Raw genomic sequence first — 18,744 nt, 5'->3', positions numbered from 1 at the left:
AGCTGACTGTCCCCCCTGCGGATGACCTGGGTGATCACACTGCGGGGCGACGTACTGCGGGGTGGTGGATGGCTAGCGTGGTGGCTGCTCCTGGTGATGGGAGTGGATCGGGTGGATGCCTGGTTCTGGGGGCCGGAGCAGTAGAGGAACGGTGAACGGGATGCTGAGCGTGGCTGGGTTGACCCGGCGGTTCGGTGAGCACCTCGCGCTGGATGACGTGAGCTTCGACGTACGACCGGGTCGGATGACCGGGTTCGTCGGCGCCAACGGGGCCGGCAAGACGACGACGATGCGGATCATCCTGGGGGTGCTGGCGCCCAGCGGTGGCGCGGTGACCTGGAATGGCGAGCCGTTGTCGGCCGAGGTGCGCCGCGACTTCGGGTACATGCCCGAGGAGCGTGGGTTGTACCCGAAGATGAAGATCCGCGAGCAGTTGATCTTCTTCGGCCGGCTGCACGGCCTCGGGTCGCGAGCCGGCGAGCGGGCCGACAAACTGCTGTCCCGGCTCGGGCTGACCGAGCGGGCGGGGGACACCTTGGAGACGCTGTCCCTGGGCAATCAGCAGCGGGTGCAGATCGCTGCCGCGCTGATTCACGAGCCGATCGCGCTGGTGATGGACGAGCCGTTCAGCGGCCTCGACCCGCTGGCTGTCGACGCGATGGTGGACCTGTTGCGCGAAGAGGTCACCCCGGAGGTACCGGTGCTGTTCTCCAGTCATCAGCTGGAGCTGGTCGAGCGGTTGTGCGACGACTTGGTGGTGCTGTCGCGCGGCAAGGTGGTTGCTGCCGGCCCTGTTTCCGAACTGGCTGCTGGGCCGACTACGACGTACCGGCTGGTCGTCGGTGGGGATGCGGGGTGGCTGCGCGACATACCGGGGATCAAGGTGCGTGACGTGGCCGGCGCGACGGCGCTCTTCGACGTCGGGTCCGACGACGATGGGGGCCTTGTGCAACGAGTTCTGCGACAGGCGATGGACCGCGGGCCGGTACTCGAGTTCGCGCCCGAACGGCAGGCGCTCAGTGACGTCTTCCGGGAGGCGACCCGATGAACAATGAGACCCTACGGCACCCGTGGCAGCTGGTGGCCGAGCGCGAGATCAGCACCAAGCTGCGCGACAAGACCTTCCTCGGCTCGACGGCGTTCATGCTGATCGTCGTCCTGGCCGCGACCATCATCCCGGCGCTGATCTCGGGGATGGGCGGCAAGGACAAGATCGCCGTACTGGATGACTCCGGCGCCAGGATCGTGGCCGTCGCGGACGCGATCCAGGGTGGCGACAGCTACGAAGCCACCCGTACTGCGGACGTGGCGTCGGCCGAGAAACTCGTGCGGGACGGCGACGTGAAGGCGGCGTTGCTGCCGGGCAAGGACGGATTCGAAGTACTCGGGAAACAACGCATCGACAGCGAACTGCAGAACAACCTGCGGGAAGCGGCCGTCAATCTCGGGATGGAGCACAACGCGGGGCGGGTCGGTCTGACGCCGGAGCAGTTGCGGGCCGGTACCGCTGTGCAGGAGAGGTTGCTCGATCCGGGGCCATTGCCCGAGGTGGTGGCCGGGTTCGTGAACATCGGGCTGGCGCTGATCTTCTACATCACCGCCCTCAGTTTCGGCATGATGATCGCGCAGAGCGTCGTACAGGAGAAGGAGAGCCGGGTGGTCGAGATCCTCGCCGCCGCGATCCCGATCCGGGCGCTGCTGTGGGGCAAGGTGATCGGCAACACGGTGCTCGCGCTCGGGCAGATCGTGGTGATCGCGGTCGCCTCGCTGATCGGGCTGCTGGTGACCGATCAGGCCGACATCCTCAAGGTGATCGCGCCGGTCGCCGGCTGGTTCGTGGTGTTCTTCGTGCTCGGGTTCGTCGCGCTGGCAGGGCTCTGGGCGGTGGCTGGGTCGCTGGCCACCCGGCAGGAGGATCTCGGCTCGACGACGTTGCCCGGGCAGATGATCCTGATGGTCCCGTTCTTCTTCTCGGCCTTCGCCGGCGCCGAGGCCAAGACGGTGGCTTCCTTCGTACCGATCGCCTCGTCGATGTCGATGCCGGGGCGAATGCTGACCGAGCACGTGCCGCTGTGGCAGCCGCTGGCCGCGATCGCGATCCTGGTGGTGACGACGGTGCTGATCGTCCGGCTCGGCGCCCGGCTGTACGAGCGGACGCTGCTGCAGACCGGGCGGAAACTCGGTTACCGAGAGGCGATCTCACTCAAGGCGTCCTGACTTATCGTGAGATTCCGGCCGACGTTACACGAATTTAGTGGGCTGTGACGAAACCGCAATACGCGGCGACTGTATACCTACGCGGTGGGTCGACTACGGTCACAACGCATGAACGTCGAGCTGCGCCACCTGCGGGTGGTGGTCCTGGTGGCAGAAGCGGGGTCCGTCGGCCGGGCCGCCCGCTGGCTGAAGGTGAGCCAGCCGAGCCTGACGGCGCAGCTCAAGCGGATCGAGTCGGCCTTCGGCGGTGAGCTGTTCGAGCGCTCCCGCACGGGCGTCACGCCGACTGCTCTGGGCCGGTACGCCGTGGATCGGGCGCGGGCGATCCTCGTCGACGTGGACCACCTGTCGGCGACGGTGTCGGCGATGACGGCGGTGGAGTCGAGCGCGGTCCGGCTCGGCGGGTTCCCGACGGCGCCGATGTCGGGGATCGCGAGCCGGCTGCGCGATCACGGTGAGATCGAGCAGGTCAGCATCGAGGTCGAGTGGGCCACCAGCGTGCTGTTGCAGCAGTTGGAGAACGGGCGGCTCGACTTCGCGTTGCTGCGGGAGTTCCCGGGATTCGAGCTGCGGTTGCCGAGCGGGGTCGAGGCTTGCACGATCGTCGAGTCGGAGTCGGCTTACGTAGTACTGGCGGCTGATCATCCGCTCGCCGTGGCGACCCGGCATCGTGGCGAGATCGAGCTGGCGAGCCTGGCCGATGAGGAGTGGATCGGGGAGCCGCCGGACGACAGCGGGTTCCATGTGTTGTTCCGGGGGGCTTGTGAGCATGCCGGGTTCCAGCCGCGGATCGAGCATCACTCGGTGGACACGTCGGTGCTGATGGGATTCGTGACGAGCGGGCAGGGCGTGGCGTTGATCTCGCCTACGTCGTACCGGATGTTGTCGTCCGAGGTCACCACCCGGCCGTTGGTGGGGAATCCGATCCATCGGCGGCTGATGCTTGCTTGGAGCACCGATTCTCCGCGGGCGCAGATGGCGGGGGATGTGTGCCAGATGGCGATCCATGCCTACGACGAAGCCTTTGCCGAGCATGCTCGGTGGGGTCAGCATCAGCGGATGCACGTCGCCTGAAACTTAGAAGAGCCTCCGCTTTGGCGGAGGCTCTTCTACTTGGGCTGCTTGGTTGTCAGCTCCGGAACTGGCCCGGAAGCTCCATCCGCTGGGTGGTCTGCGCGGGCGGGTTCTCGAACGCGCCGACGAAGAATTCGCCGGTGTCATCCACGTCCGGCGGATCCATCCGCTCCCGGTACTGCTGGCCCATCTCTTCCTTGCGCAACGAAGCCTTGGGTGCTTCCGGCCGCGCGACCGGCATCGGCTGGGTGGCCTCGCCGCCGTCGTCACCCTGCGAACTTGCGCCCTGCGGTCCGCCAACCTGCGGTGCGGCGCTGGGAGCACCACCCGCGACCCGAGGCGCAACAGGCTTCACAGCCTCCGGCTCAGGCACCGGCACAACAGTCTCCTCATCCCGATCCTCAACCGGCTGCGCAGCAGCGTCCGCCGGCTCTTCGACGGGCACCCGCTGTGTCGCGGCGGGCTCTTCCATCGGCACCCGCTGTGTTGCAGCCTCCGCGGGCTCTTCTGTTGCCACGTGCTGCGTAGCAGCTTCTTCCGTGGGGACCTGCTGTGTGGCGGCTTCGTCGGGCGCTGCCTGCTGGGTGGTGGGTGCTTCGTCCGTGCTGACAGCCTGGGTCTCGACCTCGTCCGGTGCCTCTGCAGGCTCCTCGTCGTAGCTGTCGGCAACGGTCTTCTCACCGGCAGGAACCATCACGGTCTCGTCGGCGTCCGTGGGAACGAGCCGCGTCTCGTCGCGATCGTCGTCGTACTCCGCCGGCGCCTCGGACCGGGAGAACTGCGCCGTCTGCTCGTCCGCCTGGTTCCGCGGCGTGAACGGCGCCGGCTCCTCCTCGAACAGGTCGTCGTAGTTGCTGTTCCCGAAGTTGTTCCCGAACCGGTCGTCCGGCTGGTAGTCGCCCCCGGCAACCGGATACCCGGCCACCGGCGGCTGCGGCATCTGCTGCGCCTGCACCGCGGCCTCCTGCTCACGCTGCCGGCGCTCCGCCTCCACCCGCTCGCGCCGGCGCCGCTGCACCGACCGCACGATCGACTGGATCCCGAACACCAACGAGATCACCGCGAGAATCGGCACCACACCATTGCCGGTGTACTGCTTGATCCCGTCGATCATCCCCGTCGTCACCCCGGGAACGTCGTTGAGGAAGTTCGTCATCCGGTTGGGGATCCAGTGCACGGTGTAGATCATCGCGCCGAAGGTCAGCGCCGCTCCGATCGCCGCGGCCCCGGAGAAGTACGACACCACGGCCCAGAAGATCAGCGCACCGATGCCGTAGGCAAGCGCCATCTCCTTCGCGTTCAGCTTGATACCGCCGTCCGCCGCGAGGACGCCGAACATGGCCGGCCCGACGAGCGCTACCGCGATGCCAAGGAGGAAGCCGAGAAATTTGGACACATCCCCACCGTAGCGACGTTTACGCTCCGCACAGCGCAGACACTTCGCGCAATCTTTACGCTCCGTCCCGCGCGAGCAAGCGATCAGGCGGAACGTTCGCCCCGGGCCGTCAGACGATCAGGCCGTACGGTCCGCTCCGTGCGGTCAGACCGTGAGGCCGTACGTGATACCGGTCGGCGCCGGGTCGTCTTGGTGATCGAGGTCCGGTGTGCGCTCGTACTCCTGCCAGGACAGCAGCACATCCAGGTGCCGCCGGACCGGCTCGAGCACCTCGGCGATGGACACGTCCCGGCCGAGCTCCTTTGACAGCGTCGTCACGTCGGCATCGGCGATCCCGCACGGCACGATCCGGTCGAACCAGGTCAGGTCGTTGTCGCAGTTCAGCGCGAACCCGTGCATCGTGACGCTCTGCGCCACCCGGATCCCGATCGCCGCGATCTTCCGCTCCCGCCCGCGCTCGTCGGCCGGCACCCAGACGCCGCTGCGGCCCTTGACCCGCCCGGTCCGTACGCCGAGCTCACCGCAGACCGCGATCAGCGCCTCTTCCAGCCGGCGCACGTAGTCCACGACGTACACGTGTGAGGCCAGCTTGACGATCGGATACCCCACCAGTTGGCCGGGTCCGTGCCAGGTGATCTTGCCGCCGCGGTCGACGTCGACCACCGGCGTACCGTCCACTGGTCGCTCGTGTGGCTCGGTGCGCTTGCCGGCGGTGTAGACCGGCGGGTGCTCCAGCATGATGACCGTGTCGGGCCCGGTGCCTTCGGCAACCTGCGCGTGCAGCCGTCGTTGCTCGGCCCAGGCCGTCTCGTAGTCAACCGCGTCAGCGCCGAAACCGGCCTCCACATACTTGATAGCCCTCACGCCTTCGAGTGTAGGCGGCCGCTCCCGCGACCGTTCGCCGCCATCCACAGGACCCCGGTCCCGGCGGTGGCTGTGGATAACTTCCGGGGCGCCGGCGCCGATCCGGGCACTCTCTTGGGTATGGAATCCGAAGACATCTCCGGCTACAGCTTGCGCCGTGGGCTCGGGTCTGGCTCGGCCGGTACCGTCTGGCTGCTCCGGGACCTGGCCACCGGGCGGCACGCTGTGCTCAAACGCATCCCGAAAACCGCAGTCCTGGCGCCGAACGAGTTCATCGGCGACCTCGACCTCGTCCGCACCATCGACCATCCGCACATCGCCCGCCTGCTCGAGGTCAGACAGTCCGACCGAGAGTGGCTCCTCTTCAGCCAGTACGTCGCTGCCGGCACGCTCACGTCCCTGCTCGAGCGCCGCGGCACGCTCTCGCCAGGCGAACTGGTGACCCTCATCAGCCCGTTGGCCCAAGGCCTGTCCGCCTTGCACCAGAGCGGTCTCACCCACGGTCACCTGGACCTCAACGACATCATGTTCGACGCCGACGGCCGCCCTGTCATCACCGATGCCGGCCTCCGTGCCCTGACGCCGCCCAGCACCCCCGAAGCCGACCTCGCAGCCCTGGGCGCCATCGCTCATCAGGCCGGCGGCACCCCGAAGACCTTTCCCTCATCCCTCTTCACCACCACCGCAGCTCTCCTGGCCCAGCAAACCCTCCACCGGGCGACCCCACTCCCCATCTCCCTCAACTTCACCCAGGACCCCGAGCCCGCCACGCCAAGCCCACCTTCGCCCGCTACGCCTCCTGCCTTGAGCCTCCGGCGACCTCAGCCACCAACCCCAAAGCGCGGCGGCACCCGCCAATCCGCACTGAAGTTCCTGCGCACCAAACGCGCCGCCTACGGCATCCTCGCGGCCTGCGGAGCGGGTGCGGTGACAACCCTGGTCATCGGCCTGGCAGCCGTCGGCGTCCTCGGTCACCCAGCCACCAACTCCACCGCCGCCGCAGACCAGCCCACCCGGCCAACCACCCCACACCAGCCGGCAACTCAACCGCCCACTCCAGCGACTCCACCGCGCAGTCCAGCAGTTCACTCGACCCGGACCGCGGACAGCAGGAAGTGGTTGCAGACCTTGCAGGCTTTGGATGTACGCCGCTCCCGCGCCTTCGCCACGCTCGACCCCACTGAGCTGAACGCCGTCTACGTCCCCGGCAGCTCACCCTGGTCCGCCGACCGCGAGCTCCTGTCCTCCTACCGAAAGCAGCAACTCCGCATCGAAGGACTCCGCCTCCAGATCCAGTCCGTGACCGTGGAAACCCCAGGCAAGACAACGGTCGTACTACGAGTAGTCGACCGCTTCGTCGCCGGCGTGGCAGTCAACCCGGCCGGCCAACGAACAACCTTCCCACCAGGCAAACCGACCACCCGCCGAGTCACCTTGACGGCAGCCGCCACCACCTGGCGCATCTCCGCGATAGCCAAAGCATGACCAGCCAGAAGCGTCCGTTACGCGAGGGCGGACTGCAGCGCGGTTTCTGCTGTGGGGTGTTTGAAGGTGTAGGAGGAAGAGAGCAGTGCGTTGGGGAGTGCGCGCTTGCTGCCGATCAACTCCCAGGCGAACTCGCCCAGCACAGTGGTAAGGACGAACGACGGGACCGGCAGCAGCGTCGGTCGGTGCAGTGCAGCACCCAGGGCCTTCGTGAACTCCTGGTTGGTGGTGGGCTCCGGCAGCGTGACGTTCACCGGCCCGGAGACCTGGTCGTTTTCGGCGCAGTGCCGGACCGCGCCGAGCCAGTCGGCCAGCGAGACCACCGGGAAGTACTGCTTGCCAGAGCCGAGCCGTCCACCGAAGCCCACCCGGAATGGCAACGAGAGCAACTGAAACGCGGGCGCCGAGCGGTCGAGTACGACGCCCGTGCGCAACGCGATGACCCGGCAACCGGCCTCGCGCGCCGGGTCGGCAGCGCCTTCCCAGACCCGCACCACCTCGGCCAGGAACCCATCGCCGAGTTCGGACTCCTCGGTGAGGATCTGATCGCCACAGTCCTTGCCGTAGCCACCGATACCGCTCTGGCTCATGAACACCGGCGGCCGCTCGAGCCGCGTGGCGGCCTCGGCCAGCGTGGCGGTCGTACTGACCCGGCTCTCCCGGATCGCATTCCGGTACTTCGGGGTCCACGGCCGGCCGATGTTCGCGCCGGCCAGGTTGATCAGGACGTCGGCGTTCTCCAGAGCGGAGGGATCCAACTGTCCACGCGCGGGGTCCCACCGGACCTCGCTCGGCTGGGACGGCTCACGCCGTACCAGCCGGACGACCTGGTGGCCGCCGGCCAGCAGGTCCCGCGCCAATGCCTTGCCGAGGAAGCCGGACGAACCGGCGAGCACATATTTCACGAGTCACAGCTCCGGCTTCCCAGGCCGGCCGCGGCCGGCCTGACCTTGGTCGAATCGGTCAGGCCGGGGCGGCGGCCTCTGCTCCTTGCATCCGTTGCCGGATCAGACGTCGAACTGGGCTTCCTCGAGCCGCTGCTTGACCGCGGTCAGGTAGCGGGCCGCGTCGGCGCCGTCGACCAAGCGGTGGTCGTAGGTCAGCGCCAGGTAGACCATCTGCCGGATCGCGATCGTCTCGCCGAGCTCCGGGTGGGTGATGACGACCGGGCGCTTGACGACCGAGCCGGTCCCGAGCATGCCGACCTGCGGCTGGTTCAGGATCGGGGTGTCGAACAGCGCGCCCCGGCTGCCGGTGTTGGTGATCGTGAAGGTGCCGCCCGCCATCTCGTCCGGCAGCACCTTGTTGGTGCGGACCCGGGCGGCCAGGTCGGCGATCTTCTTGGCCAGGCCGGCGATGTTCAGGTCACCGGCGTTGTGCACGACCGGGACCATCAGGCCCTTCTCGGCGTCCACGGCGATGCCCAGGTGCTCGGCGGCGTGGTAGGTGACCTCGCCGGCCTCGTCGTTGATCGAGGCGTTCAGCTTCGGGTACTGCTTCAGCGCGTCCACCGCGGCGAGCGCGAAGAACGGCAGGAAGGACAGCTTGACGCCCTCGCGGGCCTCGAACTCGGCCTTCTTCGCGTTCCGGAGCTTGGAGATCTCGGTGACGTCGACCTCGACCACGGTGGTCAGCTGCGCCGACACGTGCAGCGAGTTGACCATGTGGCTGGCGATGGCCTTGCGGATCCGGCTCATCTTCTCGGTCGTGCCGCGCAGCGGGCTGACCGGCGCTGCCGTCTTCGCCGCGGGGGCGGACGCGGAGGCCGGCGCTGCGGCAGCTGCCGGAGCTGCTGCGGCCGCGGCCTTCTGGGCCTCGGCAGCGGCGAGCACGTCCTGCTTGCGGATGCGGCCACCGACGCCGGTGCCCTGGACGCTGCCCAGGTCGACCGAGTGCTCAGTCGCCAGCTTGCGGACGAGGGGGGTGACGTAGTTCGGGCCCTCTGACGAAGACCCGTTCGACGACGCGGCCGGAGCCTGTCCGCCCTGCGGAGCCGGCGCCTGAGCCGCAGGCTGCGCCGCCTGAGGCGCGGGAGCCGACTGCTGCGGTGCCTGGGCAGCCGGAGCCTGCGGTGCGGGTGCCTGGTTGGTCGGAGCCTGGGCCGCGGGTGCCGACTGCGGGGCCGGTGCTTGCGCGGGCGGTGCCTGCGGTGCGGGTGCCTGCGCGGCCGGAGCCTGGGCAGCGGGAGCCTGGGCTGCCTGCGGAGCCGGAGCTGCGGCGGGTGCCTGCTCGGCCTGCTGAGCGGGTGCCTGCTCGGCCTGCTGGGTGGCCTGCTCGTTGGAGGGGGCCGACTGGGACGGAGCTGAGGCGGCGGGGGCTGCGTCGCCCGAGCCGACGATGGCGAGTTCGGCGCCTACCTCGACGGTTTCGTCTTCGGCGACCTTGATCTCCAGCAGCTTGCCGGCCACTGGGGAGGGGATCTCGGTGTCGACCTTGTCGGTGGAGACCTCGAGGAGCGGCTCGTCGACGGCCACGTCGTCGCCGACCTGCTTCAGCCAGCGGGTCACCGTGCCCTCAGTAACACTCTCACCCAGCGCAGGCAGCGTTACCGAAGTACCGGAGCTGGAACCACCAGAGGCGGCCGGAGCGGCTTGGGCCGGGGCTTCCTGCGCGGCCGGAGCCGGTGCGGCCTCAGCAGCAGGTGCCTCCTGAGCCGGGGCTTCGGCGGCAGGTGCGGCTGGGGCCTCCTCAGCCGGGGCCTCCTCAGCCGGAGCCTTCTGAGCGGGGGCCTCCTCGGCAGGGGCAGCCTGGCCGTTGGACGAGCTGTCGGAGCCGGTGGATTCGCCGGCGTCGCCGATGACCGCCAGTTCGGCGCCTACCTCGACGGTTTCGTCCTCGGCGGCCTTGATCTCCAGGAGAGTGCCGGCCACGGGGGAGGGGATCTCGGTGTCGACCTTGTCGGTCGAGACCTCCAGCAGGGGCTCGTCGACAGCAACCGTGTCACCGACCTGCTTGAGCCAGCGGGTGACGGTTCCTTCGGTGACGCTCTCCCCGAGGGCCGGCAGGGATACAGAGGTCGGCATGACGGTCGTTGCTCCTTCGTCTATTCGGTTCGAGTTCAGCCTACGGTGCCGCCCGAACCGGCGGGATCTGGGTCAGCAGGACCCGCCGGCAGGGACGGTCAGAATCTATTCGTGCCTGTGTTTATTCATGAAAGTGCAGAGGCTTGCCGGCCAGCGCCATGTGCGCCTCGCCGAGGGCCTCGTTCTGGGTCGGGTGGGCGTGCACCAGCGGCGCGACGTCGGCGGGGAAGGCCTCCCAGTTGTAGATCAGCTGCGCCTCGCCGATCAGCTCGCCGACCCGGGATCCGACCATGTGCAGGCCGACCACGGCGCCGTCCTTGGCCCGGACCAGCTTCACGAAGCCCTGGGTCTTCAGGATCTGGCTCTTGCCGTTGCCGCCGAGGTTGTAGTTGAGGATCTCGACCTCGCCGTACTTCGCCTTGGCCTGCTCCTCGGTCAGGCCGACGGAGGCGACCTCGGGCTCGGAGTAGGTGACGCGTGGGATGCCGAGCTCGTCGATCGGGGCCGGGTTCAGCCCGGCGAGGTGCTCGGCGACGAAGATGCCCTGCTGGAAGCCGCGGTGCGCGAGCTGCAGGCCGGGCACGATGTCGCCGACCGCGTAGACGCCCGGCACGCTGGTCTGCAGGTGCGCGTCGACGGTGACGAAGCCGCGGTCGAGCGCGATCCCGACCTCCTCGTACCCGATCCCGGCCGTGTTCGGCCCGCGGCCGACCGCGACCAGCAGCACCTCGGCCTCGATCACCTCGCCACCGGCGACGGTGACCCGGACCCCGTTGTCGTGGGTGTCGACGGACTCGAACGGAGTACCGGTCTTGAAGTTGATCTTGCGCTTTCGGAACGCACGCTCGAGCGTCTTGCTGCAGTCGGCGTCCTCGGCCGGTACCAGCCGGGGCAGCGCCTCGACGATCGTCACCTTGGTGCCGAACGAGGTCCAGGCGCTGGCGAACTCGACGCCGATCACGCCGCCGCCGAGGATCACCGCGGACTCGGGCACCCGGTCCAGCGTCAGCGCGTGCTCACTCGCGATCACCCGGTTGCCGTCGAGTTCCAGCCCGGGCAGCGAGCGGGAGTACGAGCCGGAGGCGATGATGACGTTCTTGCCGGTGTACGTCGTGCCGTTGACCGCGACCGTGGTCGGCGAGGTCAGTCGTCCCTCGCCCTCGATCACGGTGATGCCGCGGGACTTGATCTGCCCCTGCAGGCCCTTGAAGAGCCGGTCGACGACACCGTCCTTGTACTTGTTCACGCCGCCCATGTCGACACCCTCGAGCGTCGTCCGGACGCCGAACTGCTCGCCCTCGCGGGCCGAGTCGGCCACCTCGGCGGCATGCAGCAGAGCCTTGGTCGGGATGCAGCCACGGTGCAGGCAGGTGCCGCCGAGCTTGTCCTTCTCCACCAGTGCGACCGACATCCCCAGTACTGCGGCCCGCAGCGCGGCGGCATAGCCACCACTGCCTCCGCCGAGGATCAACAGGTCGTACGTCGTGCTGCTGTCTGCCGTGTTCGTCACGAGTTCCTCCGTGGGGCGTCAAGGTCGGCGGGCGGCCCCGGATCGCGGAGTTCCGGCCCGGGCGTCATCTTGTCACCGTCGGCGGTCCGGGTCGCCTCCGGGCCGGATTTGCCGGAATAGTGGACACTTGCTCCCATGAAGTGGTTCGGTCGCCGGCAGAAGCCGGGCACGATGCGCAAGTCGGACACGCCCGACCAGGCGCACCTGCGGGAGTTCGCCCAGACGCGGCAGGGCGTCGAGGGTTTCGTCGAGCCGCGCACCGCGGTGACGGACTACACCCTGCTACTGGTAGCCATCGACGGCGAATGGACCCGCCGCCGCGTCCCCTCGGTCCAATGGGCCCACCAGTTCGCCAACAAGATGGGCGTCCCCTCCTACGACGCCGCCGTGGTCGGCTACCCACCCCGCATGCGCGAATACAACGCCCGCATGAAAAAGAACGGCCTCGCCTAACCCTTCAGAGGATGGGCACGCGGGCTCTGACAGCGCCCGCGAGTTCGGTGTCCACGGTGCCCACCAGTAGGTCGGCCTCCGCGGCCAGCCGAGCGCGGGTGTGCCCCAGCGGATCGATCAGCGCGCTGCGGCCGATACCGAGCGGGTCTGTACCGACCGGCGGAGTCCAGGACTGGTCGCAGGCAAGCAGCCAGGATTGGGCGTCGGATGCTCGGGCTCGGGTCAGCAGGTCCCACTGCTCTTCTTTGCCGGGGCCGGCGCCCCAGGAGGCTGGTACGACGATCAGTTCTGCTCCGGCTCGGCCCAGGGCGGTGAACTGGGCGGCGAAGCGTAGGTCGTAGCAGGTGGCCAGGCCGACTTGGATGTCGTTCAGTTCGAAGGTCACCAGGTCTTTGCCGGGGGCGACCAGGTCGGACTCGCGGGAGCCGAAGGCGTCGTAGAGGTGGATCTTGCGGTAGGAGGCCTCTACTCCGGGGCCGGTGGCCAGGAGGGTGTTGTGGACTCGGCCGTCGTCGGACGGTTCGAAGAGGCCGGCGATGATGACGATGGAGAGGTCGGCGGCCAGTTTGCGCAGGGCGGTGGCGAATGGGCCGTCCAGGGGCTCGGCGACGGCTCGCAGGTCGGTGCCGAAGGCGGCCAGGGTCGCCTCGGGGAGGGCGACCAGGGCGGCGCCGGCATCGGCGGCACGGCGTACTGCTTCAGTGGCGGTGGCTAGATTGGCCACTGGGTCCGGGCCGGTGCTGATCTGGGCGGCCGCGACGCGCAGGGATGTCATGAACCCTCCATAGGCTGTATACATTGAGTATGCAATTGAGTGGGGACTCCGGCCGGGACCGTGCCTACCAGTACCTGCGTGGGACCGTGCTGAGCGATCCAGCGGTCTCCGGGACGTTCATCAACGAGCAGGCCGTCGCGACCGAGGTCGGAATCTCCCGTACTCCGGTCCGAGAGGCCCTGCTCATGCTGGCCGCGGAAGACCTGGTGCAACTGGTCCCGCACCGAGGAGCGTTCGTCGCACCCCTGCCCGGCCGGGAGATCGCCGAGATGATGCAGGCCCGCGGCGTCATCGAGTCCTGGGCCGCCACCACCTGCCTGGCCTCGTCAGACGGCGCGCCGGTGGACGCCATGTCCGCGGTGCTCGACCAGCAGCGGGCCATAGTCGAGGCGGGCGACGCCAAGGAGTTCATCGAGCTCGACAGCCAGTTCCACGCGCTGCTGGTGGAAGCAGCCGGCAACACCGTGCTGGGCCGGCTGTACGAGAGCCTGCGTGCTCGCCACGTGCTCCTGGGAGTAGTGGCGTTGCAGCGGAGCACCACTAGGCGCCAGGACGTACTGGCCGAACACCAGGCGATCGTCGACGGCCTCGCCTCGGGTGATGCGACCGAGGCCGAACAAGCGATCCTCCGCCACCTCGACACCACCGGCTCCATCCTCATGCAGGGCTGACTCATGCAGGGCTGACAGCGACAGCAGAGTCCTGCACCTCTTCGTCCTGTACCGCCCGCCCCAGCCGCAAGCCGACCAGGGTGACGGCACAGGCCACCACGATGTACAACGCGATCACATAGCCGGTACCGGTCTTCGCCAGGAAGTAGGTGAAGGCCAGCGGCGCCAGCGCGCCCCCGATGATCCCGGCGAACGTGTACGCGAGTGAGCTACCCGTGTACCGCAGCCGTGCCGTGAACTGCTCCGACACAAACGCAGCCTGCGGTCCGTACATAAGCGAGTGGAACACCAGCCCGATCACCACACCCGGCAGCACAGTGGCCAGCGAAGACGCCATCGCGAAGAACACCACACTCCAGATCGCCCCGCCGACCGCGCCGATCCCGTAGATCAGCCGCCGCCCGTACCGATCGGAAAGCCAACCAGACAAGGGAATCAGCCCTACCTGGAAAGCAGACCCGACCAGGACCGCCGTCACGGCCTGTCCTCGACTCATCCCCAGATTCTTGGTCGCATAGGTCAGCACGAAGACGGCGAACATCGCATAGAGCACGTCCGGTCCCACCCGCGACAGGATTGCCGCGACGAGCCCGCGCGTCTGCGTCCGCAGTACCTCCGTCACCGGCGCGGTCGGCCGGTCCCCACGAGCCTCCAGCTCCTTGAACACCGGAGTCTCCTCCAGCTTCGTCCGGATCAGCAGCCCGAAGGCAACCAGTACTGCGGACAAGAGGAACGCAACCCGCCAACCCCAGCTCAAGAACTGATCCTCGGACAGCAACCCGGCCAGTACCGCCAGTACGCCGTTCGCCATCAACGTGCCGAGCGGCGGACCCACCTGAGCGGCAGAGGCCCAGAAGCCCCGCTGCCCGGCCTGGCTGAACTCACTGCTCAGCAGGACCGCTCCACCCCACTCACCACCAACTCCCACGCCCTGGATGAACCGCAGGAACACCAGCAGAGTCGGTGCAAGCGCACCGGCCTGCGCATGTGTCGGCAGGAGCCCGATGAAGAAGGTAGCGATGCCGATCAGCAGCAGGGTGGCGACCAGTACCTTCTTGCGGCCGATCACGTCGCCCAGCCGGCCGAAGACGATGCCGCCGAGCGGCCGGGCGATATAGCCGACGGCGTACGTGCCGAAGGCCTGCAGTGTCCCGGTCAACGGCTCGCTGCCCGGGAAGAACAGGTCACCGAAGACCAGCGCGGCCGCGGAGCTGTAGACGGCGAAGTCGTACCACTCCAGCGACGTGCCGGACAGGCTCGCGGCAAACGCCTTGTACAGACTGCGCCGATCACCGGTGGAGCCGGCTGAGCCAATGGGGCCGCTGGAGGCGGCGGGGGCGGTGGGGGTGGGCATCGGGGTGGACCTCCTCGCGTCGTTGCTCCATACTTGCTGTATACAACGTGTTCACGCAAGCCCTGACTCGAATTCAGTGGAGGTTCCCGTGCCCCAGACCCTGCGATTCACGCTCCCGGACGGCTCCGAGCGGGAGATCGAGGTCCGCTATGCGCTCAATGCCGGGTACGCCGGCCGTGACACCCAGCAGGTCCAGCACCACGTCGACGAGCTGGCGGAGCTGGGTGTGCCCGCGCCGAAGCGGATCCCGACCCTCTACCCGCTGTCGGCCAGCCTGGTGAGCCGACCGGAGGTAGTACAGGTGGCGCACGGCAAGACCTCGGGGGAGGCCGAGTGGGCGCTGATCGTGGGGGACGGGCCGGATGACCTGCTGCTGACCGTCGCGTGCGATCACACCGACCGGGCGCTCGAGGTGCACGGGGTCGCCTGGAGCAAGCAGTCAGCACCTGATGTGCTCGGCGACGTGGCCTGGCCACTCAAAGCCATCGAGGGCGAGCTCGACCAGTTCACCTTGAAGGCCTGGGTGCGCCACGGCGACACTGAGGAGCTGATCCAGGACGGCACGCTCGCCCAGTTGCTGCCGCCGTCGTACTGGGTGAAGGAGCTCGGCAAGAGACTGGTGCCGGGCACGGTGGTGCTCAGCGGGACGATCCCGATGATCGCGGGCGTCGACCAGTTCGCCGACGCGTGGCGGGTCGAGCTGACCGACCCGCGCGGCCTGACCAGCCGGATCGTCTACTCGGTCGAGCAGCTCGCGGCGGCCTGGGAATGAAGGCCGAGTACGAGTTCTTCCCAGCGGCCGACGTGCCCTGGACGGAAGACGGCCCAGGAATCACCCAACGCGTCCTCACCCGAGCCGAAGACGGCATGCTGACCAGGATCGCCCGCTGGGCACCCGGCACCAGCACGGGCGACGAGGTGATCAGGCACGAGTACTTCGAGGAGGTCTACCTGCTCGAAGGCTCGTTGACCGACCTCACCCTCGGCAAGACCTTCACTGCAGGGGACTACGCAGCTCGCCGACCCGGTATGCCACATGGGCCGTACCGGACCGACGAGGGCTGCACAATGCTGGAGACCCGTTACTAGCTGGCAGCAGCGGCGAGCTCGACCAGCGTACGGACCGAGTACCCGGTACCACCGCTGGTCGTGTAGCCCGACGGCCCGCCGTCGTTGAAAGCCGGGCCGGCTACGTCGAGGTGCACCCAATCGATGCCCTCAGCAACGAAATCGCCAAGGAAGGCCGCTGCTGCCAGAGCGCCGCCCCAAGGCTCGCCGGTGATGTTCGCCAGGTCGGCGATCTTCGAGTGCGAGCGCAGCTTGTCGAGCATCTCGGCCGGGATCGGCAGCGGCCACATTGCCTCGCCGGCGGCGACTGCGGCGTCGACCACCCGGTCACGGGCGACGTCGGTGTTGGCGAACGCGCCGGCCACCTTGGTGCCCAGGGCAACGACACACGCGCCGGTCAGGGTGGCCACGTCGACGATCAGGTCGGGCTGGTCCTCGGAGGCGCGGACCAGCGCGTCACCGAGCACCAGGCGGCCTTCGGCGTCGGTGTTGAGCACCTCGACCGTCTTGCCGCCGTACATGGTGAGCACGTCGGACGGGCGGGCCGCCGAGCCGGACGGCATGTTCTCGGCCATCGCGGCGTACGTGGTCACCTGGACCGGCAGTTCGAGCCGGGCGATCGCGACCGTGGCAGCGATCACGGCGGCCGCGCCGGCCATGTCGGACTTCATGCTGATCATGCCGCTGGCGGTCTTCAGCGAGAGGCCGCCCGAGTCGAAGGTGATGCCCTTGCCGACGAAGGCCAGGTGCGTCACCGGCTTCTTCGGCGTGTAGGTCAGCCGGACCAGCCGCGGCGGGTTGGTGGAGCCCTGACCGACGCCGAGGATGCCGCCGTACCCGCCCTTGGCGAGCGCCTTCTCGTCCAGTACCTCGACCTTGACGCCGTACTCCTTGCCCAGCTTCACCGCATGCGCGGCGAACTCGGCCGGGTGCAGGTCGGACGGGGGAGTGTTCACCCAGTCGCGGACCTGGTGGACCGCGTCGGCCGTCACCTCGGCGCGCTCCAGGGCCGCCTTGGCGTCGCGGTTGCGGGCCAGGTCGGTCAGCACGATCACGTTGCCGGGCGCGTCGGTGCTCGCCTCGGACTTGTAGGCGTTGAAGGTGTACCGGCCGATCAGCGCGCCCTCGGCGATCGCCCGGACGCACTCGGCATCCGGCGTCGGCAGCGCGAACGCGATCGACTGGCCGTTCTTGGCGGCCCGCACGCCGATTCCCGCGGCGACCCGCAGGTCCTCGGTCTTCAGCGCTCCGTCCGGCGCGGCGCCGAGGCCGACGGCGATCACGATGGCCGACCTGCCCGGCTTCGGCCCGGGGACCTTGGTGACCTCACCGGCCTTGCCGGTGGCGCCGAGGCCGGCCAGCACCTCCACCAGCTTCCCGCCGTACGCGGCGTTCAGCGACTCGGTGCCGGCGGGCAGGGTGACGCCGCCGTCGAGCTTGACCACGCCGATCACCAGGACGTCGGTCTTGACGCCGGCCGGATCGGACTTGCTCAGGGTGATGGTGCTCACGAAATCCTCAGTCCTCCTTGACCGGGTGGCAGGTGCCGGTCGTGACGGTACGTAGATGCTGCCCCCGCATGCTACGCGTCACAACTGGGTGATCCGACTCCCAGCGGGTGATGTCGGCCGCATCGCCGGGTCGCGGCGTCCGGTAAGTTCCGCTGCATGACCGAGTCGCAGGCGTTGAAGAAGTCCCCGTTGCACGAGCGGCACGTCGCCCTCGGCGCCAAGTTCGCCGAGTTCGGCGGCTGGGAGATGCCGCTGGAGTACAGCGGGGTGGTCGCCGAACACACCGCCGTCCGGACGTCGGTCGGGGTCTTCGACGTGAGCCATCTCGGCAAGGCGACGGTCAAGGGCCCGGGCGCCGCGGCGTACGTGAACTCCTGCCTGACCAACGACCTGGGCAAGATCGCCCCCGGCCAGGCGCAGTACACGCTGTGCTGTGCCGAGGACGGCGGCGTGGTCGACGACCTGATCGCGTACCTGCACGCCGACGACGACGTGTTCCTGATCCCGAACGCGGCCAACACCGCCGAGGTGGTCCGCCGGCTCGCCGAGCAGGCGCCGGACGGCGTCGTGGTGACCAACACCCACGACGACTACGCGATCCTGGCCGTCCAGGGCACCGACAGCGACGAGGTCGTCAAGGCGATCGGCCTGCCGACCGGCCACGACTACATGTCCTTCACCGTGGCTGACTTCGAAGGTAGTCCAGTGGTCGTCTGCCGCACCGGCTACACCGGTGAGCGCGGCTATGAGCTGGTCGTGCCCAACGAGGCTGCCGTGGCCGTCTTCGACGCGCTGCTGAAGGCAGGGGAGCAGTACAACCTCGTACCGGCCGGGCTGGGCGCTCGCGACACGCTCCGGACCGAGATGGGCTACCCGCTGCACGGCCAGGACATCTCGCCGGAGATCACGCCGGTCCAGGCGCGCTCTGGCTGGGCCGTCGGCTGGAAGAAGGAGCACTTCTGGGGCGACCAGGCACTGCGCGCGGAGAAGGAAGCCGGCCCGGCCAAGATCCTGCGCGGCCTCCGTGCGGTCGGCCGGGGTATCCCGCGGCCTCACATGACGGTCGTCGACCCCGCCGGCACCGCAGTGGGTGAGGTGACCTCCGGCACCTTCTCCCCGACGCTGAAGAAGGGCATTGCCCTGGCGCTGCTCGACGCGGCCGTCAAGGAAGGCGACCAGGTCGCAGTGGACATCCGTGGCCGGCAGGAGGCCTTCGAGGTGGTCAAGCCGCCGTTCGTCACCGTGCACGTCCGCGAGAGCTGAGCCCAGCCCGTACGCCGCCGGCGAACCCCGGTCGTCCTGACCCGGGGTTCGGCCCGCACCCGCGGTGCCGCAGTACCGCG

Annotated in this window: 17 protein-coding genes; 9 read left to right on the top strand and 8 right to left on the bottom strand. The window is 68.6% G+C overall.

Annotation, left to right across the window (positions count from 1 at the left end):
- Positions 1–160 precede the first annotated feature (160 nt).
- From ACIA12_RS11910 to ACIA12_RS11900, 3 genes are all read left to right on the top strand, one after another.
- Positions 161–1,048, top strand: coding sequence for an ABC transporter ATP-binding protein (locus ACIA12_RS11910; protein WP_396367161.1), 888 nt, complete (start codon positions 161–163; stop codon positions 1,046–1,048).
- Positions 1,045–2,217 carry an ABC transporter permease gene (locus tag ACIA12_RS11905; protein ID WP_396366914.1) on the top strand — a complete coding sequence of 391 codons (1,173 nt, stop codon included), beginning with the start codon at positions 1,045–1,047 and terminating at the stop codon, positions 2,215–2,217. Before ACIA12_RS11910 ends, ACIA12_RS11905 begins: the two co-directional genes overlap by 4 nt.
- A 108-nt stretch (positions 2,218–2,325) precedes the next feature.
- A complete protein-coding gene (locus ACIA12_RS11900) occupies positions 2,326–3,291 on the top strand; it encodes a LysR family transcriptional regulator (protein ID WP_396366913.1) in 966 nt (321 codons plus the stop codon).
- A gap of 55 nt (positions 3,292–3,346) precedes the next feature.
- Here the strand turns inward: ACIA12_RS11900 and ACIA12_RS11895 are convergent, their stop codons facing one another.
- Positions 3,347–4,687: a hypothetical protein gene (locus tag ACIA12_RS11895; protein WP_396366912.1), complete on the bottom strand. Its 1,341-nt coding sequence runs from the start codon at positions 4,685–4,687 to the stop codon at positions 3,347–3,349.
- Positions 4,688–4,831: 144 nt separating this feature from the next.
- Complete coding sequence (gene lipB, locus ACIA12_RS11890; RefSeq protein WP_396366911.1) at positions 4,832–5,551, bottom strand: lipoyl(octanoyl) transferase LipB; 720 nt, start codon at positions 5,549–5,551, stop codon at positions 4,832–4,834.
- Positions 5,552–5,671: 120 nt separating this feature from the next.
- Between lipB and ACIA12_RS11885 the strand changes: the two genes are divergently transcribed.
- Positions 5,672–7,036 carry a protein kinase gene (locus ACIA12_RS11885; RefSeq protein ID WP_396366910.1) on the top strand — a complete coding sequence of 455 codons (1,365 nt, stop codon included), beginning with the start codon at positions 5,672–5,674 and terminating at the stop codon, positions 7,034–7,036.
- Between the two features lie 17 nt (positions 7,037–7,053).
- Here the strand turns inward: ACIA12_RS11885 and ACIA12_RS11880 are convergent, their stop codons facing one another.
- The 3 genes from ACIA12_RS11880 to lpdA all read right to left on the bottom strand — a co-directional run bounded on the left by ACIA12_RS11880 (position 7,054) and on the right by lpdA (position 11,569).
- Positions 7,054–7,941 carry a TIGR01777 family oxidoreductase gene (locus ACIA12_RS11880; RefSeq protein WP_396366909.1) on the bottom strand — a complete coding sequence of 296 codons (888 nt, stop codon included), beginning with the start codon at positions 7,939–7,941 and terminating at the stop codon, positions 7,054–7,056.
- A gap of 102 nt (positions 7,942–8,043) precedes the next feature.
- Complete coding sequence (gene sucB / locus ACIA12_RS11875) at positions 8,044–10,059, bottom strand: 2-oxoglutarate dehydrogenase, E2 component, dihydrolipoamide succinyltransferase (protein ID WP_396366908.1); 2,016 nt, start codon at positions 10,057–10,059, stop codon at positions 8,044–8,046.
- 121 nt (positions 10,060–10,180) lie between these two features.
- On the bottom strand, positions 10,181–11,569 hold the full coding sequence (gene lpdA, locus ACIA12_RS11870) for a dihydrolipoyl dehydrogenase (RefSeq protein WP_396366907.1): 1,389 nt from the start codon (positions 11,567–11,569) through the stop codon (positions 10,181–10,183).
- A 135-nt stretch (positions 11,570–11,704) separates the two neighbouring features.
- Here lpdA and ACIA12_RS11865 point away from each other — a divergent pair, with 135 nt between their 5' ends.
- Positions 11,705–12,022 carry a hypothetical protein gene (locus ACIA12_RS11865; protein WP_396366906.1) on the top strand — a complete coding sequence of 106 codons (318 nt, stop codon included), beginning with the start codon at positions 11,705–11,707 and terminating at the stop codon, positions 12,020–12,022.
- Positions 12,023–12,026: 4 nt separating this feature from the next.
- On the opposite strand, the gene ACIA12_RS11860 is transcribed toward ACIA12_RS11865, so the two are convergent.
- Positions 12,027–12,797: a carbon-nitrogen hydrolase family protein gene (locus ACIA12_RS11860; protein ID WP_396366905.1), complete on the bottom strand. Its 771-nt coding sequence runs from the start codon at positions 12,795–12,797 to the stop codon at positions 12,027–12,029.
- A gap of 29 nt (positions 12,798–12,826) precedes the next feature.
- Here ACIA12_RS11860 and ACIA12_RS11855 point away from each other — a divergent pair, with 29 nt between their 5' ends.
- On the top strand, positions 12,827–13,468 hold the full coding sequence (locus tag ACIA12_RS11855) for a GntR family transcriptional regulator (protein WP_396366904.1): 642 nt from the start codon (positions 12,827–12,829) through the stop codon (positions 13,466–13,468).
- 1 nt (position 13,469) lies between these two features.
- Here the strand turns inward: ACIA12_RS11855 and ACIA12_RS11850 are convergent, their stop codons facing one another.
- A complete protein-coding gene (locus ACIA12_RS11850; protein ID WP_396366903.1) occupies positions 13,470–14,822 on the bottom strand; it encodes an MFS transporter in 1,353 nt (450 codons plus the stop codon).
- An 88-nt stretch (positions 14,823–14,910) separates the two neighbouring features.
- Between ACIA12_RS11850 and ACIA12_RS11845 the strand changes: the two genes are divergently transcribed.
- Together ACIA12_RS11845 and ACIA12_RS11840 are read left to right on the top strand one after the other, a co-directional pair.
- Entirely contained in the window at positions 14,911–15,594 is a 684-nt protein-coding gene (locus ACIA12_RS11845) for a DUF2848 family protein (RefSeq protein WP_396366902.1), read from the top strand.
- Positions 15,591–15,911, top strand: a complete 321-nt coding sequence (locus tag ACIA12_RS11840; protein WP_396366901.1) for a cupin domain-containing protein — start codon at positions 15,591–15,593, stop codon at positions 15,909–15,911. Before ACIA12_RS11845 ends, ACIA12_RS11840 begins: the two co-directional genes overlap by 4 nt.
- On the opposite strand, the gene ACIA12_RS11835 is transcribed toward ACIA12_RS11840, so the two are convergent.
- A complete protein-coding gene (locus tag ACIA12_RS11835) occupies positions 15,908–17,401 on the bottom strand; it encodes a leucyl aminopeptidase (protein WP_396366900.1) in 1,494 nt (497 codons plus the stop codon). The genes ACIA12_RS11840 and ACIA12_RS11835 overlap by 4 nt on opposite strands.
- Positions 17,402–17,557: 156 nt before the next feature.
- Here ACIA12_RS11835 and gcvT point away from each other — a divergent pair, with 156 nt between their 5' ends.
- Positions 17,558–18,664: a glycine cleavage system aminomethyltransferase GcvT gene (gene gcvT / locus ACIA12_RS11830; RefSeq protein ID WP_396366899.1), complete on the top strand. Its 1,107-nt coding sequence runs from the start codon at positions 17,558–17,560 to the stop codon at positions 18,662–18,664.
- Positions 18,665–18,744 lie beyond the last annotated feature (80 nt).

This window comes from Kribbella sp. NPDC051620 (assembly GCF_044453825.1).
GTDB lineage: Bacteria > Actinomycetota > Actinomycetes > Propionibacteriales > Kribbellaceae > Kribbella.
This window is presented reverse-complemented; position numbering and strand designations above follow the sequence as displayed.

Coding starts and splice junctions, on each gene's coding strand:
- ACIA12_RS11840 (WP_396366901.1), top strand. CDS start 15,591: ATGAAGGCCGAGTACGAGTTCTTCCCAGCGGCCGACGTGCCCTGGACG.
- ACIA12_RS11910 (WP_396367161.1), top strand. CDS start 161: ATGCTGAGCGTGGCTGGGTTGACCCGGCGGTTCGGTGAGCACCTCGCG.
- ACIA12_RS11850 (WP_396366903.1), bottom strand. CDS start 14,822: ATGCCCACCCCCACCGCCCCCGCCGCCTCCAGCGGCCCCATTGGCTCA.
- sucB (WP_396366908.1), bottom strand. CDS start 10,059: ATGCCGACCTCTGTATCCCTGCCGGCCCTCGGGGAGAGCGTCACCGAA.
- gcvT (WP_396366899.1), top strand. CDS start 17,558: ATGACCGAGTCGCAGGCGTTGAAGAAGTCCCCGTTGCACGAGCGGCAC.
- ACIA12_RS11900 (WP_396366913.1), top strand. CDS start 2,326: ATGAACGTCGAGCTGCGCCACCTGCGGGTGGTGGTCCTGGTGGCAGAA.
- ACIA12_RS11860 (WP_396366905.1), bottom strand. CDS start 12,797: ATGACATCCCTGCGCGTCGCGGCCGCCCAGATCAGCACCGGCCCGGAC.
- ACIA12_RS11905 (WP_396366914.1), top strand. CDS start 1,045: ATGAACAATGAGACCCTACGGCACCCGTGGCAGCTGGTGGCCGAGCGC.
- ACIA12_RS11865 (WP_396366906.1), top strand. CDS start 11,705: ATGAAGTGGTTCGGTCGCCGGCAGAAGCCGGGCACGATGCGCAAGTCG.
- ACIA12_RS11885 (WP_396366910.1), top strand. CDS start 5,672: ATGGAATCCGAAGACATCTCCGGCTACAGCTTGCGCCGTGGGCTCGGG.
- ACIA12_RS11855 (WP_396366904.1), top strand. CDS start 12,827: ATGCAATTGAGTGGGGACTCCGGCCGGGACCGTGCCTACCAGTACCTG.